Origin of the sequence: Pseudomonas sp. NBRC 111133 (genome assembly GCF_001320605.1) — a bacterium.
GTDB lineage: Bacteria > Pseudomonadota > Gammaproteobacteria > Pseudomonadales > Pseudomonadaceae > Aquipseudomonas > Aquipseudomonas monteilii.
In genome coordinates, this window is sequence record NZ_BCBJ01000074.1 from 1 (window position 1) to 14472 (window position 14472).

Annotated in this window: 12 protein-coding genes; 8 read left to right on the forward strand and 4 right to left on the reverse strand. The window is 61.9% G+C overall.

Annotated elements, in window-relative coordinates; all coding sequences use genetic code 11:
• The 8 genes from APH36_RS17330 to APH36_RS17365 all read left to right on the forward strand — a co-directional run.
• On the forward strand, nucleotides 1-1318 hold a 1318-nt coding region (locus APH36_RS17330), incomplete at its 5' end, for a chemotaxis protein CheA (RefSeq protein WP_177337111.1).
• Nucleotides 1319-1364: 46 nt separating this feature from the next.
• A complete protein-coding gene (locus APH36_RS17335) occupies nucleotides 1365-2495 on the forward strand; it encodes a chemotaxis response regulator protein-glutamate methylesterase (RefSeq protein ID WP_060499603.1) in 1131 nt (376 codons plus the stop codon).
• Nucleotides 2495-3235, forward strand: coding sequence for a flagellar motor protein (locus tag APH36_RS17340; protein WP_060499604.1), 741 nt, complete (start codon nucleotides 2495-2497; stop codon nucleotides 3233-3235). Before APH36_RS17335 ends, APH36_RS17340 begins: the two co-directional genes overlap by 1 nt.
• A 3-nt stretch (nucleotides 3236-3238) precedes the next feature.
• Nucleotides 3239-4096, forward strand: a complete 858-nt coding sequence (gene motD / locus APH36_RS17345) for a flagellar motor protein MotD (protein ID WP_025753826.1) — start codon at nucleotides 3239-3241, stop codon at nucleotides 4094-4096.
• A 77-nt stretch (nucleotides 4097-4173) separates the two neighbouring features.
• A complete protein-coding gene (locus APH36_RS17350) occupies nucleotides 4174-4962 on the forward strand; it encodes a ParA family protein (protein ID WP_060499605.1) in 789 nt (262 codons plus the stop codon).
• The gene (locus APH36_RS17355; RefSeq protein WP_060499606.1) at nucleotides 4962-5855 is read left to right on the forward strand and encodes a CheW domain-containing protein; all 894 of its coding nucleotides are present in this window, start codon (nucleotides 4962-4964) and stop codon (nucleotides 5853-5855) included. The genes APH36_RS17350 and APH36_RS17355 overlap by 1 nt, the downstream gene beginning before the upstream one ends.
• Before the next feature lie 42 nt (nucleotides 5856-5897).
• Entirely contained in the window at nucleotides 5898-6377 is a 480-nt protein-coding gene (locus APH36_RS17360) for a chemotaxis protein CheW (RefSeq protein ID WP_003254393.1), read from the forward strand.
• Nucleotide 6378: 1 nt separating this feature from the next.
• The gene (locus APH36_RS17365) at nucleotides 6379-6774 is read left to right on the forward strand and encodes a DUF2802 domain-containing protein (RefSeq protein WP_060499607.1); all 396 of its coding nucleotides are present in this window, start codon (nucleotides 6379-6381) and stop codon (nucleotides 6772-6774) included.
• 45 nt (nucleotides 6775-6819) lie between these two features.
• On the opposite strand, the gene APH36_RS17370 is transcribed toward APH36_RS17365, so the two are convergent.
• The 4 genes from APH36_RS17370 to APH36_RS17385 all read right to left on the reverse strand — a co-directional run bounded on the left by APH36_RS17370 (nucleotide 6820) and on the right by APH36_RS17385 (nucleotide 14369).
• On the reverse strand, nucleotides 6820-9573 hold the full coding sequence (locus APH36_RS17370; RefSeq protein ID WP_060499608.1) for a dermonecrotic toxin domain-containing protein: 2754 nt from the start codon (nucleotides 9571-9573) through the stop codon (nucleotides 6820-6822).
• Nucleotides 9574-9690: 117 nt separating this feature from the next.
• The gene (locus APH36_RS17375) at nucleotides 9691-12396 is read right to left on the reverse strand and encodes a dermonecrotic toxin domain-containing protein (protein ID WP_060499609.1); all 2706 of its coding nucleotides are present in this window, start codon (nucleotides 12394-12396) and stop codon (nucleotides 9691-9693) included.
• Between the two features lie 81 nt (nucleotides 12397-12477).
• Complete coding sequence (locus APH36_RS17380) at nucleotides 12478-12816, reverse strand: EscU/YscU/HrcU family type III secretion system export apparatus switch protein (RefSeq protein WP_060499610.1); 339 nt, start codon at nucleotides 12814-12816, stop codon at nucleotides 12478-12480.
• Complete coding sequence (locus tag APH36_RS17385) at nucleotides 12813-14369, reverse strand: flagellar hook-length control protein FliK (protein WP_060499611.1); 1557 nt, start codon at nucleotides 14367-14369, stop codon at nucleotides 12813-12815. Before APH36_RS17385 ends, APH36_RS17380 begins: the two co-directional genes overlap by 4 nt.
• Nucleotides 14370-14472 lie beyond the last annotated feature (103 nt).

The window sequence follows — 14472 nt, forward strand, 5'->3', positions numbered from 1 at the left end:
GTCTGCTGCAGCCAAGGTGCAAGCACCCGTCGCAGCCAAGGCCGACAGCCAGCCGGTTGCCAAGCCTGCCGCTGCAGCGCCGGCGAGCAAGCCAGCGGCGGCACCCCGTGCGCCGGCCCCGGCCGCCGACAAGCATGCTGTCAGCGAAGCGGAAACCACCGTGCGTGTGGACACTGCGCGCCTGGACGAGATCATGAACATGGTGGGCGAACTGGTGCTGGTGCGTAACCGCCTGGTGCGCTTGGGCCTGAACAGCGGCGACGAGGCCATGTCCAAAGCCGTGTCCAACCTCGATGTGGTCACTGCCGACCTGCAGACAGCGGTGATGAAAACCCGCATGCAGCCGATCAAGAAAGTGTTTGGCCGCTTCCCTCGGCTGGTGCGCGACCTGGCTCGCCAGCTGAAAAAAGAGATCAACCTGGAGCTGGTCGGCGAAGAGACCGACCTGGACAAGAACCTAGTCGAGGCCCTGGCCGACCCGTTGGTGCACCTGGTGCGCAACGCTGTCGACCATGGTGTCGAGATGCCTGATGAGCGTGAAGCGTCTGGCAAGGCGCGTACGGGCCGTGTGGTGCTGTCTGCCGAGCAGGAAGGCGACCACATCCTGCTGTCGATTTCTGACGACGGCAAGGGCATGGACCCGAACATCCTGCGTGCCAAGGCCGTGGAAAAGGGCCTGATGGACAAGGACGCCGCCGAGCGCTTGAGCGAGTCGGACTGTTACAACCTGATCTTCGCGCCAGGGTTCTCGACCAAGACCGAGATTTCCGACGTGTCCGGGCGTGGCGTGGGCATGGACGTGGTGAAGACCAAGATCTCCCAGCTCAACGGTTCGATCAACATTTACTCGGCCAAGGGCCAGGGCTCGAAGATCGTCATCAAGGTACCGCTGACCCTGGCGATCATGCCCACGCTGATGGTGATGCTGGGCAACCAGGCGTTCGCCTTCCCACTGGTCAACGTCAACGAGATCTTCCATCTCGACCTGTCGCGCACCAATGTGGTCGACGGCCAGGAAGTGGTGATCGTGCGCGACAAGGCGCTGCCGCTGTTCTACCTCAAGCGCTGGCTGGTGCAGGGCCAGGTGCACGAAGAGCAGCACGAGGGCCACGTGGTGATCCTGTCGGTCGGCACGCAACGCATCGGCTTTGTCGTCGATCAACTGGTGGGCCAGGAAGAAGTGGTAATCAAGCCGCTGGGCAAGATGCTGCAGGGCACCCCGGGCATGTCCGGGGCCACCATCACCGGTGACGGGCGCATTGCGTTGATTCTCGACGTCCCGAGCATGCTCAAGCGTTACGCCGCGCGGCGTATTTGATTTCGGTGGCGCACCCTGGCGGGGTGCGCCGCCTAATGGAGTGTTTATGGCAGTCAAGGTCCTGGTGGTGGATGATTCCGGTTTCTTCCGCCGCCGCGTCTCGGAAATCCTCTCGGCGGATCCGACGATCCAGGTAGTGGGTACCGCGACCAACGGCAAGGAAGCAATCGACCAGGCGCTGGCGCTCAAGCCCGATGTCATCACCATGGACTACGAAATGCCCATGATGGATGGCATCACCGCAGTGCGGCACATCATGCAGCGCTGCCCGACGCCCGTGTTGATGTTCTCCTCGCTGACCCACGAGGGTGCCCGTGTCACCCTCGATGCCCTGGATGCGGGGGCGGTGGATTACCTGCCGAAAAACTTCGAAGACATCTCGCGCAACCCCGAAAAGGTCAAGCAGATGCTGTGCGAGAAGGTGCACACCATTTCGCGCAGCAACCGTCGCCTTGGCAGCTATGCCCGCACCGCGCCGGTCGCAGCGCCTGCGCCAGCCAGCAGCCCTGTGCCGACGAGCAGCTTTGCCAGCCCGACGCCAGCTCGCGCTGCGGCGCCTGCCCGAGCGGCGGCCCCGGCCCCTGTGGCATCGCACTCGCCTGCCCCCAAGCGCAAGCCATACAAACTGGTAGCCATCGGCACCTCCACAGGTGGCCCGGTGGCTTTGCAGCGGGTGCTGACCCAGTTGCCGGCCAATTTCCCGGCGCCGATCGTGCTGATCCAGCACATGCCGGCGGCGTTCACCAAGGCCTTTGCCGAACGCCTCGACAAACTCTGCCGCATCAGCGTCAAGGAGGCCGAGGACGGTGACATGCTGCGCCCGGGCCTGGCGCTGCTGGCCCCGGGTGGCAAGCAGATGATGATCGATGGCCGTGGCACGGTGAAGATCCTGCCAGGTGACGAGCGCCTGAACTACAAGCCGTGCGTGGACATCACCTTTGGTTCGGCGGCCAAGTCGTATGGCGACAAGGTGCTGTCGGTGGTGCTCACCGGCATGGGCGCCGATGGCCGCGAAGGTGCGCGCCTGCTCAAGCAGGGTGGCAGCACGGTGTGGGCCCAGGATGAGGCCAGCTGCGTGATCTATGGCATGCCCATGGCCATCGTCAAGGCCAACCTGGCAGACGCGGTGTACAGCCTGGACGAAATCGGCAAACACTTGGTGGAGGCCTGTGTCTGATGGACGTCCTCAGCCTGATCGGCCTGATCCTCGCCTTTGTCGCCATCGTCGGGGGCAACTTCCTCGAAGGCGGCCATGTCGGGGCCCTGATCAATGGCCCGGCGGGGCTGATTGTGCTGGGCGGCACCTTGGCGGCAGCGTTGCTGCAGTCGCCGCTGTCGTCGTTCAAGCGTGCCTTGCAGATTTTGCGCTGGATCCTGTTCCCGCCACGGGTCGACCTGCCGGGCGGCATCGACCGCGTGGTGAACTGGAGCCTGACCGCACGCAAGGAAGGCCTGCTGGGCCTGGAAGGGGTGGCCGACAGCGAGCCCGACCCGTATGCACGCAAGGGCCTGCAACTGCTGGTGGACGGCGCCGAGCCGGAAGCCATCCGCAGCATCCTTGAAGTCGACTTTTTGACCCAGGAAAGCCGTGATATCCAGGCCGCCAAGGTGTTCGAAAGCATGGGCGGCTATGCGCCGACCATCGGCATCATCGGTGCGGTAATGGGCCTGATCCACGTCATGGGCAACCTGGCCGACCCGTCGCAGTTGGGCAACGGTATTGCCGTGGCCTTCGTTGCAACCATCTACGGCGTGGCCAGCGCCAACCTGATCCTGCTGCCGGTCGCCAACAAGCTCAAGGCCATTGTCATGCGCCAGTCGCGTTACCGCGAAATGCTGCTCGAAGGCCTGCTGTCGATTGCCGAGGGTGAGAACCCGCGCTCGATCGAGCTGAAGCTGCAAGGCTTCATGGAGTAACCCATGCGCCGCCGTCGTCATACCGAGGAACACGAAAACCACGAACGCTGGCTGGTGTCGTACGCCGACTTCATCACCTTGCTGTTCGCCTTTTTCGTGGTGATGTACTCGATTTCCTCGATCAACGAGGGCAAATACAAGGTCATTTCCCAGGCCTTGCTCGGGGTGTTCAACGACCCTGAACGCAGCATGAAACCCATCCCCATCGGCGATGAGCAGCCGTTGAGCGTGCGCCCGGCAGAGCCGCTGGTGAAGGACAGCGAGCAGACCGAGGCGGGCCTGGCGGCAACCAACGTCGACCCGCTGAAAACCATCAGCGATGATGTGCGTGATGCCTTTGGCGACCTGATCAACAGCAATCAGATGACTGTGCGCGGCAACGAGTTGTGGATCGAGATCGAGCTGAACTCGTCGCTGCTGTTCGGCAGCGGCGATGCCATGCCCAGTGACAAGGCGTTCGCCATCATCGAAAAGGTGGCCAACATTCTCAAGCCGTTCGCCAACCCGGTGCACGTCGAGGGCTTTACCGACAACCTGCCAATCCGCACCGCGCAGTACCCGACCAACTGGGAGCTGTCGTCGGCACGGGCGGCGAGCATCGTGCGGCTGCTGGCGATGGAAGGGGTGAATCCGGCGCGCATGGCTTCGGTGGGCTACGGCGAGTACCAGCCGGTGGCCAGCAACGACACCGCCGACGGCCGCGCGCGCAACCGCCGTGTGGTACTGGTGATATCGCGCAACCTTGAAGTGCGCCGTAGCCTGACCGGCTCGGGCAGTGCCAATGCCACGCCGGATGCTGCATTACGACGCGCTGGCACACAAAGTGCACCTGCAACGCCAGCAACGGTGGCGGGGCAGTAACTCGTCAATTCTCCGTCACTGAATTTCACACCGTTCCCGGCAGGGCAGGCGGCCATACCGGGAGGAAGCAACGCACGATGAGAGTCTGGGCAGTAGCCAATCAAAAAGGTGGCGTCGGCAAGACCACCACGACCATCGCCCTGGCCGGCCTGCTGGCAGAGGCCGGCAAGCGCGTGGTCGTCGTCGACCTCGACCCGCACGGTTCGATGACCAGCTATTTCGGGCACAACCCCGATGCCCTGGAGCACAGCTGCTACGACCTGTTCCTGCACAAGGGTGCGGTACCCGACGGCTTGCCTGGGCAATTGCTGCTGCCCACCAGTGACGAGCGCATCTCGCTGTTGCCGTCGAGCACTGCGCTGGCCGTGCTGGAGCGCCAGTCGCCGGGGCAGAACGGCCTGGGCCTGGTAATCGCCAAGAGTCTGGCGCAGCTATGGCAGGATTTCGACTTTGCCCTGATCGACAGCCCACCCTTGCTCGGCGTGCTGATGGTCAATGCCCTGGCCGCCAGCCAGCAGTTGGTGATCCCGGTGCAAACCGAGTTCCTCGCGGTCAAGGGCCTGGAGCGTATGGTCGGCACCCTGGCCATGGTCAACCGCTCGCGCAAGCAGGCGCTGCCGTATCAGATTGTGCCAACCCTGTTCGACCGCCGTACGCAGGCCTCGCTGGGCACGCTCAAGCAGTTGCGTGACAGTTACGGCCAGCAGGTGTGGCAAGGCTACATCCCGGTGGACACGCGCCTGCGCGATGCCAGCCGCAAGGGCGTTACGCCCTCGCAGTTCGACAGCAAGAGCCGTGGGCTGGTTGCCTACCGGGCGCTGCTCAAGCACCTGTTGACCTACAAGACTGCGGCGCAGGTGGCCTGATGACCCAGATACAGAAAACCGGCACCCGCCCGCAGCTGGCTCTGCAGTCGTACCTCGATGGCCTGCTGCAGGAGGCTACCGAGGCCGAAGGCCTGTTCGAGCCGCCGGTTGTAGCGGACGATTTCGCCGAAGCGGTGCTTGAGGAACAGGCGCGTGATGCCCGGCAACCGACCGTGCCGGCGCCGGCCGAAACCGCTGCTAACTTCCCGCCGCGGCCTTTCGCCGAACCAAAGCTGGCGGTGCTGCCTGCCGTCATGCCGGTGGAAGCACCTGTGGTGACGGTGGTCGAGCAAGCGGTGGTAGCCGAGGCCAGTATTCCGGTACTGGTTGAAGAGCAGGCTGTGGAGCTGGCGGTTCCGCTGGTGGATGTGCATTTGCCGGCGCCGGACCTGCCGGTGCCGCCAGCCAGCGTCGACGGCCGTCCGGTGTGGGCCGCCGAGCCGTTCGAATGCCTGCTGTTCGACGTGGCTGGCCTGACCCTGGCGGTGCCCTTGGTGTGCCTGGGGTCGATCTACAACCTGGCCGGCCAGGAGCTGACGCCGCTGTTCGGCCAACCCGACTGGTTTCTCGGCATCCTGACCTGCCAGGCGGGTAACCTGAAGGTGCTGGACACTGCGCGTTGGGTGATGCCCGACCGTTACCGGGATGATTTTCGCCAAGGCCTGAATTACGTGATTTCCGTGCAGGGCTACGAATGGGGGCTGGCCGTGCACCAGGTCAGCCGCTCGCTGCGCCTGGACCCGTCCGAAATCAAATGGCGCAGCCAGCGCGGCCAGCGCCCGTGGCTGGCCGGCACCGTAATCGAACACATGTGTGCACTGCTCGACGTCGCCGCGTTGGCCGAGCTGATCGCCAGCGGCGCGGTCAAGCAGATGCACGCTAGACAAAAATGACACCGAACACACCGCCAATGGCGGATTTTGAGGGCTAGGGGAATGAAAAAGTCGTCTGCACAAGGTTCCGAAGATCCGATCCTGCAGTGGGTTACCTTCCGTCTGGACAACGAGTCCTACGGCATCAATGTGATGCAGGTACAGGAAGTGTTGCGCTACACCGAAATCGCCCCGGTGCCGGGTGCGCCAAGCTATGTGCTGGGCATCATCAACCTGCGCGGCAACGTGGTGACGGTGATCGACACCCGCCAGCGTTTCGGCCTGATGCCGACCGAAGTCACCGACAACACCCGTATCGTCATCATCGAGGCTGACAAGCAAGTGGTCGGCATTCTGGTCGACAGCGTGGCCGAGGTGGTGTACCTGCGCCAGTCCGAAATCGAGACCGCGCCAAACGTGGGTAACGAAGAGTCGGCCAAGTTCATCCAGGGCGTGTGCAACAAGAATGGCGAACTGCTGATTCTGGTTGAGCTGGACAAGATGATGACCGAGGAAGAGTGGTCCGAGCTGGAGAATATCTGAGTTGATCCTACAGGTTGCTGTCATCTTCCTGGCGCTGGTGTGGGCGCTGAGCCTGTGGTTTTTCCTCAACTACAGCAAGCGCCAGCGCGAGCTGGCTGCGCAACAGGCCGAAGGCGATGCGCTGCGTGACCAGCGCATCAAGGACTTGGCCAAACGCCTGGACGACTACCAGAACGGTACCGTGCGCATGGGCGAGGCGCTGCACGAGCTGAGCGTGGCGGTGGCGCCACTGCCCGACAAGATTCAGCAGCTGGAACAGCGTGACCCCAACAACGTCACCTTCACCCAGGCTGCCAAACTGGTGGGCATGGGCGCCAGCGTGGCCGAATTGACCGAAAGCTGCGGCCTGACCCAGGCCGAGGCGGAGTTGATGAGCAAGCTGCACCGCAGCGGGTGAATGCACAAAGGCGACCATGATGTCGCCTTTCTTTCAGGTGCTGCGTCAGGTAGTGGCCCAGGAATGCATGCCGCCCACGTTGGCCACGCGGGACAGTGGCAGGCGCTGTCGCTGAAGTGCGAGGAAAGCGTCCAGGTCAACGTACAGGAAGCTGTTGATGCGCGGCATCATGTACAGGTTGTGAAGCTGCCGCAGGCAATAGAGGTCTGGCAGCAACCGGTCTACCACGGCATTGAGCATTCCCGGGCCGGTCAGTTCGCTGAGCCGGTTGGCGTAGCGATAGAAGCCAGCGGGGTCATCTGCCAGCGTGGGACGTACCTGGTAGAAATCCGCATTGCCTAGATAGCGGGCATGCATTTCTTCGGAAATGGCCAGCAGTGTCGGGTTGCTGGCGTGGCTGCCGATCATGCTGGTGTTGAACTGCGTGTTCATTCCCAGCTTTTCGTTGTGCATGGGTGGGTGTAACAGCAGCCCGTCATCGGTGGCGAGCAATTCTACGGTATCGATAGCCGCAGTGTTATGAGCGGCACTCGCCGCCGCATCCAGCAGTTGGTCATCGACATCCATGTATATCCCGCCTTCAGCATGCAGCATCGGGTAGCGCAATACATCCGATGCTGAGGAGAAGTTGGTGGCTACACCTCCGTTGCCGTCGATTGCTGCCTGGTACTGGGCAAAGTATTGGCTTTGTTCGAATGCGGTGAAGAAAGGCTGGTCTTCCAGTGTTAATACCTGCATATCGGGCACTCTTGCCTCTAGCATGCGCAGGTTTTCCGCAAAGGCCTCGGGGTTTGCTTTTGACAGGAATAGCCGATATCGATACGCACTGTCGCGTAGTTTTAGTGCGTTGGCAGCCAGTGTGCCAAGCAGCTCGTCGCTGAGCGTTTTATTGCCGACCCAAAGCGATGAAATCAGCTTGGGGATCGGGTGAGCACCTGGCGGGACGGGCGCTGGTAAATGTACGGGAAGCTGCACATCGATACCCAGCGCTCGCAGGGATGACATGCGCATCTGGTTTGTTACCTGGCGCCCTTCGGGGTTGACGATGCGCAAGTTACCGGTTTCGGGCTCGGCTTCATAGTAAACCGGTTCTACCTCATTGGTGCCTTCCTCGGTGATGAACAGATCGGCTTCCATGTCGTAGACCAGGTCGAGCACTTCTGCGTAGTCGGGCACTTCTTCGTAGTAGCCGATCAGTTGGTCCACATCGCCGTTGTACCGAGGAAAGCGCCTTACCGAGTTGGCAACGACGGCATCAGCGTCCGGCAGGGGCGCTATGCGCGCCGGGCGGTGAAAATAGGGCGCTACCTCCACCTCCGGCAGATGGGGCGGGCTTACGGGACTCAGGGGGTATCCCCATTGATCATTGATTTTGCGCGGGAGAACGAAGCCGTCTTCCTGATAGCGAAACAGCGCAGTGCTTTTGATCACGGCCTCAGCGGCCAATGGGGTTGCATTCAAAAGACCGTAAGCGATATCGCCCAGCCCTTGCTGTTTTTCGCTCAAGGTTTTCCCGTTGATGGCCTGGTCAAGGCCAAGCGCAAGCTGCGCTATACCGCCCAGCGCAAGCAGTGGGGCTAGGCCCGGCACCACGAATGTCAGCGGTGCCACAAGCGTGAGGGTGCTGTTCAGGTAGCTGGCCCATCTGGATTTTGTTATTTGCGCATTGCTGGTAATGAGGAAATCGGCATCGTCATAGCAGCGTTGGCGCATTCGCTCGGCCATGACCTGGAACAGATCACCGCTAATACGTGGGTTGTACTTGCCGGGGCGGTAATTGACGTAGGTGCGCGGCGGCCATGTACCGTCGTTGTTGAAAAAGCCATGCTCCGGTGGCAAGCGGTGGTTGTGCGGGTAAACGCCCAGGCCTTCCAGGGCGGTGTCCAGGCCGCTGAAGTCGATGCCCTGTGGGCCGTCGGCCAGGCGAAAGTGTTGCTTGAGTGCCTGACGCGTGTCGGCGCCTTTGCACTGTTGGCCAACCCAGTCTTTCAACAGGTCTTCGCTGGCGAACTCCAGTAGCGGTGAACTGTTGCCGGGGGCGTAGAGCAGGGTCAGGTCGGTCTTGGTGTCGTTGATGTACAGCAGGTCAGTGGCTGCATAGCCGTAGATGCTCAGCGTGCTCAGGCGTAAACCCTTGCCACGCGGGATCAGGTCGGCTGCCCGCCAGGCCAGCTTACGTGCGGCGTCGCTCAGGCTGCCTTCTGCGACCTGTTTGTTGCAGGCAGCGATGAAGTTGAGTTTGCAGCACAGCCGGTAGTCTGAAAGGTGTTGATGCCAGTAAGTGTCGAGTGATGCCTTGTAACCTGAGTGGAAGTCCATTGCCTCTATATGGCGTTGCAAGGTTTCGGCGCGGAGGTCGAGCAGCGTCGAGTGATCGTAACGGGCGGGTGTGGTACGCCTGAACAGGCCATTGAACACCTCGTACCAGGCGCCGTTGTCGTAAATGGGCTGTGGGGGGAAGTGGTCGACCAGCGTGATCGGGCCATCGTCCGGCAACGTGCCGGCCCAGGGTTGCCTGAACAGCCCGCCGAAGAAGTCGTTGTTGGATTCGCCTTGCCAGTTCATCAGCACCGCTTGGGTGAGGCTGACCCGCTGTACGACTTTGGCCTGGTAACTGGCGATGCCATCAGGGTGAACATGCAGCGTGACGACATCGATCAGGTCTGGGTCCTGGTGTACCCCTTGGGTGGCAAGCCAGGCAGCAATGGCGCGCCTGGCCTCGCGGTCGGGGCGGGGAAGAGTGGCGAGGTGGTTGCGTACGAACTGCACGCCAGCTGCATTGATGTGCGTGGTGGCCATGTCGGTCTCCGTGGGTTGGGAAAACCGCAGCATCGACTGATTGATCGGCAGGGGGGCGGTAGATAGTGCTGGCTTTATGGCTCAGCCAAGCGGGCGACGTAAGTCGCCCAGCAGGTGTCAGGCTTTGCTCCACGAGTGGTAGTTGCCGATCTCCACGACGTAACTCAGCGCCTGATCGCTGTGTCTCGCGTTGAAAAGGGGGAAGGTCAAGTCTCCTGTGACGAAGCCAGGATCATTAAGAGGCGTTGATTCCAGCTTGCTGATCTGTCGCAGAATACGCAGCCTGGGCAGTTGCTGGTCAACCACATCAGTGAACACGCCAGGTCCGGTCATGTTGCTCAACGCCTGGGCATACGCCTCGAACCCGGCACTGCCGCGTAGAGGCCGGGTGTTGTAGAACGCCAGGTTGTCGAGAAAGCGCTGGTGCATCGCTTCAGAAATCCGGCTCAGGGTCGGGTTGCCCGCATGGCTGCCGATCATGTTGGTGTTGTATGCGCAATGCATGCCCAGCAGTTCATTGTTCACCGGACCACCCAGTACAAGGCCGTCAGGCGTAGTGGCCAAGGGGGTTGAGTCGATCACCGCATAGGCCTGTGGATTGTCACCCAAGGTGCGCAAGGTGTCGTCGATGTCCATGTAGACGCCACCCTCTGATCGAAGGAGTGGGTAGCGGAGTATGTCGCATGCTGAGGCGAAGTTTGCCCCCGGTGCATCAAGTGCCTGTTCATATTGTTGAAAGTGCCTGGTTGCCCTGAAGTTATCAAAGAAGGGTTGGTCCTCCAGTGTGAGCACCTGCAGCCGAGGGGCTTTTCCGGTCAGCCTTGCGTAGTTGCTCTTGAATACTTTCGGGTTGGCCTTCGACAGGTACAGACGGTAAGAGAAACGGGTGTGCTCCAGGCGTTTTGCGTTTTTGGCAACGGTCTCCACCAGCTCGTCGGGGATGCTTTTGTCGCCGACCCAGATGCTGAGGATTTGCTTGGGAATTGGCCGTACTTCGGCGCTGTTCACCGTGGGGATAGTGATGGGCAGTTCTATGTCCACACCCAATGCGCGCAACGTGTCCATGCGCATCTGATTTGTCACTGGGCGGTTGGTCAGGTCAATTGCAGTCAAGCCGCGATGGTTGTCAGTGACTTGATAATAGGTTGGTAATACCTCGTTGGCATCCGACTTCAGGATGAACGCATCGTGTTCAGTGTCATACAGTACTTTGACTTCTTTTCCTTCGTTGATCGCCAGCAGCGGATGGGTGCCCGTTGCGCGATCCAACGAGCCTCTGATGATTCGCGTGGTCGGCATTGAGGGTTTGGGGGGTGAAAAGTAGTCTGCTATTGATTCTTCAGGTAACCGGGGTGGACTATTGGGGCTCAGTGGGTAGCCCCATTGATCATTCAGTCGCGTGGGCATGACGAAGCGCGGACTTTTGCCCGGGAAGAGCATACGCGGGCGGGTCGCTGGCAGGGTGACCAAGGGCGTGGCATTGAGCAGGCCGAAAACGATGTTGCTCACGCCGGCGTCCTTGTCTTCAAGGCTTTTGCCGTTGATTGCCTGATCGAGCCCCAAGCCAAACTGTGCTACACCGCCGATAGCCAGCAGGGGTACGAGTTCCGGAACCACGAGGGCCAGGGGCGCCAGCAGGTTGAGCGAGGTTACCAGGTAGCCACGCCAGCGTGCCTTGGTTACCTGCGCATCGCTGGTGATCAGAAAGTCGGCATCGTCGTAGCAGCGTTGGCGCATTCGCTCGGCCATGGCCTGGAACAGATCACCGTTAATGCGTGGGTTGTACTTGCCGGGGCGGTAATTGACGTAGGTGCGCGGCGGCCATGTACCGTCGTTGTTGAAAAAGCCATGCTCCGGTGGCAAGCGGTGGTTGTGCGGGTAAACGCCCAGGCCTTCCAGGGCGGTGTCCAGGCCGCTGAAGTCGATGCCCTGTGGGCCGTCGGCCAGGCGAAAGTGTTGCTTGAGTGCCTGGCGCGTGTCGGCGCCTTTGCACTGTTGGCCAACCCAGTCTTTCAACAGGTCTTCGCTGGCGAACTCCAGTAGCGGTGAACTGTTGCCGGGGGCGTAGAGCAGGGTTAAGCCACTGCCGGCGTCGTTGATGTAAAGCAAGTCGGTGGAGGCATAGCCGTAGATGCTCAGCGTGCTAAGGCGCAGCCCCTTGCCCTGAGGAATCAGTTCGGCCGCGCGCCAGGCCAGCATGCGAGCGGCATCACTCAGGCTGCCTTCTGCGACCTGTTTGTTGCAGGCAGCGATGAAGTTGAGTTTGCAGCTCAAGCGATAGTCAGCAAGTTGCTCGCGCCAGTAGGTATCGAGTGTCGCCTTGTAGAGGGTGTGAAAGTCCAGCGCTTCTATGTGGCTTTGCAAGGCTTCGGCGCGGATGTCAAGCAGTGTGGAATGATCGTAACGGGCGGGTGTGCTGTGCTTGAACAGGCCATTGAACACCTCGTACCAGGCGCCGTTGTCGTAAATGGGCTGTGGGGGGAAGTGGTCGACCAGCGTGATTGGGCCATCGTCCGGCAACGTGCCGGCCCAGGGTTGCCTGAACAGCCCGCCGAAGAAGTCGTTGTTGGATTCGCCTTGCCAGTTCATCAGCACCGCTTGGGTGAGGCTGACCCGCTGTACGACTTTGGCCTGGTAACTGGCGATGCCATCAGGGTGAACATGCAGTGTGACGACATCGATCAGGTCTGGGTCCTGGTGTACCCCTTGGGTGGCAAGCCAGGCAGCAATGGCGCGCTTGGCCTCGCGGTCGGGGCGGGGAAGGGTGGCGAGGTGGTTGCGTACGAACTGCACGCCAGCTGCATTGATGTGCGTGGTGGCCATGTCGGTCTCCGTGGGTTGGGAAAACCACAGCATCGACCGGCTGGTTGGCAGGGGAGTGGTAAATAGTGCTGGCCCTGAGGCTCAGCCTGTCGGGCCAGGCAGGCGCGCAAGCACCTCTGTCACGTCACGTTCGTCTATCGGTGAATCATCGAAGCCATACGGGACTTTGCCGCGCAGTTGCCAGGCAAACGCGATGATTTCGGCGATGGTCAGGTACAACGCTTCCGGGATCTGCTCGCCCAGCTCCAGGCGCGCCAGCAGGCGCACCAGCTCGGCATTTTCGTAGATTGGCACCTCGTGTTCGCGGGCCAGGGCCAGGATAGCTTCGGCCAAGGCATCGTCACCCTTGGCGCTGAGGGTGGGGGCCTGCTGGCCGTCGTAGCTCAGGGCAATGGCCTGGCGTGTGTGCTTCTGGCTCATGCGTTTTCATCCACCCAACGTTGTTCTACCCGCGTGCGCGGGCCTTGTGGCGGCGTGCCAGGGTGGCACTCCAGGTCACCGACGGCCAGGCCACGTGCCAGCAGGCGCTCGCGCAGGGCGCCGAGCTGGGTGTCGATCAGCCTGGCGGTTTGCTCACGCTCTGCCCACAGTTGCGCGCTCAGGCGGCCTTGGCTCAGTTGCGCCTGTACCTGAACGGGGCCGAGTGGCGACAGGTCGAAGGCCAGCTCGATGCGCCACAGGGCCTGCAGCGGGTCTTGTGCTTCATGCTGGCGGTCGGCTTGCTGCTGCGGCGTTTCTTCACGCTGCAGTTTGACCTGCAACGGGATGAATTCCTGACCGTGGCGGATCGGCACTTCGGTTTGCCAGGTGGTCTGCAGGTTGCCGTTTTCCAGCGTTCCGGTCTGTTGCAGGCTGCTCATGGCATGGCTTTGCAGGCGCGAAATTGCCGCAGCGGCAAGGCGCAGCAGTTGTTGCAGGTTGCCTTCGTCTTCCAGGGCCTCGAGCAGGCGCGAGGGTAGCGGGAACGCGCCCGGCTGCGGCCTGGGGCTGACCCGTTCGAGCATGCCCAGCGCACTGCGGGCCAGTGCCGGCATGGTCACGGCCAGGCTGGCGGGTGCAAGGTTGGACGTGCCGGGCGGCGTAGTTGAAGCCTGGGCGACCAGCCGCAACAAATGCGCTTTCAGATCGGTGGCGACGCTGGCAGGAAAGCCACCCAGCAGTTTCGCTTCAAGGAAAGCGCCACTGTTGTTCAAGGCCTGGGCAACCGCTTTCGCATCGCCCAGCTGGCGCGCATCTGGCAGGCTGACCAACAGGCGTTCGGCGCTGGCGCGCAGGTCGCCATCGATGCCAGGGTCTCGGGTCATCTGTTGCAGGGCGTTGAGCAGGCCGGGCAACGAGGCTTGGCGGTTTTGCTGGGTTAGCAGCTGCTGGGCGATGTTGAGCTGGTCCTGCCTGCCGCTGAGTGGCACGAAACGCAGTGACTGGTCACCCTCCACCCGCGCGCTGAGCAGGCTGCCGATAGCCAGTGGGCGTGGGCTGTCCACCGTCAGGGTGGCGCCGGCCTGGGCGCTGTTGAGCAGGCTGATCAGGGCCCGGTAGGCCGCAGGCTGGCCAGCGGCCTGGGGCAGTAGCTGGTTGGTCATGACCTTGCCTTGCAGCAGGGTGCCGACGGGCACCTTGCTGGTGTCCAGGCGGGTGAGGGTAGCGACCTGGCTGGCGCTGGCCTGCTGCAGCATGATCGCCAGATGATTGCTTTCGGTCTGGCTGACGGTGACCTGGCTGCCTTGAGGCAGGGGCTGGCTGGCACTGGCTTGCAGTTGGGTTTGAAGGCCGTTGGCCTGCATCAGCCGTAGCACCAGCTGAAAGTCGCTGCCCACCTGGCGCATCGCAACCACTTCGGCCTGTGCGGTCTCGCCAGGGGCCATCAAGCCAGGCTGCGGTTGCGTCAGGCGCAGCAGTTCGCCGGTCATGCCCGCCTTCATGGCTTGGGTGTTGACCGCGGTTTGTGCAGCGAGACTATTGATTTCAGTCATGATTGTATACAACCTGTCGAACCCGGCCTCTTGGCAGCGCGGCGGCGCATGTAATAATGCCGAGCGCCCGTGGTTGCCAGTATAACGGCAGCGCTGAGGGCGA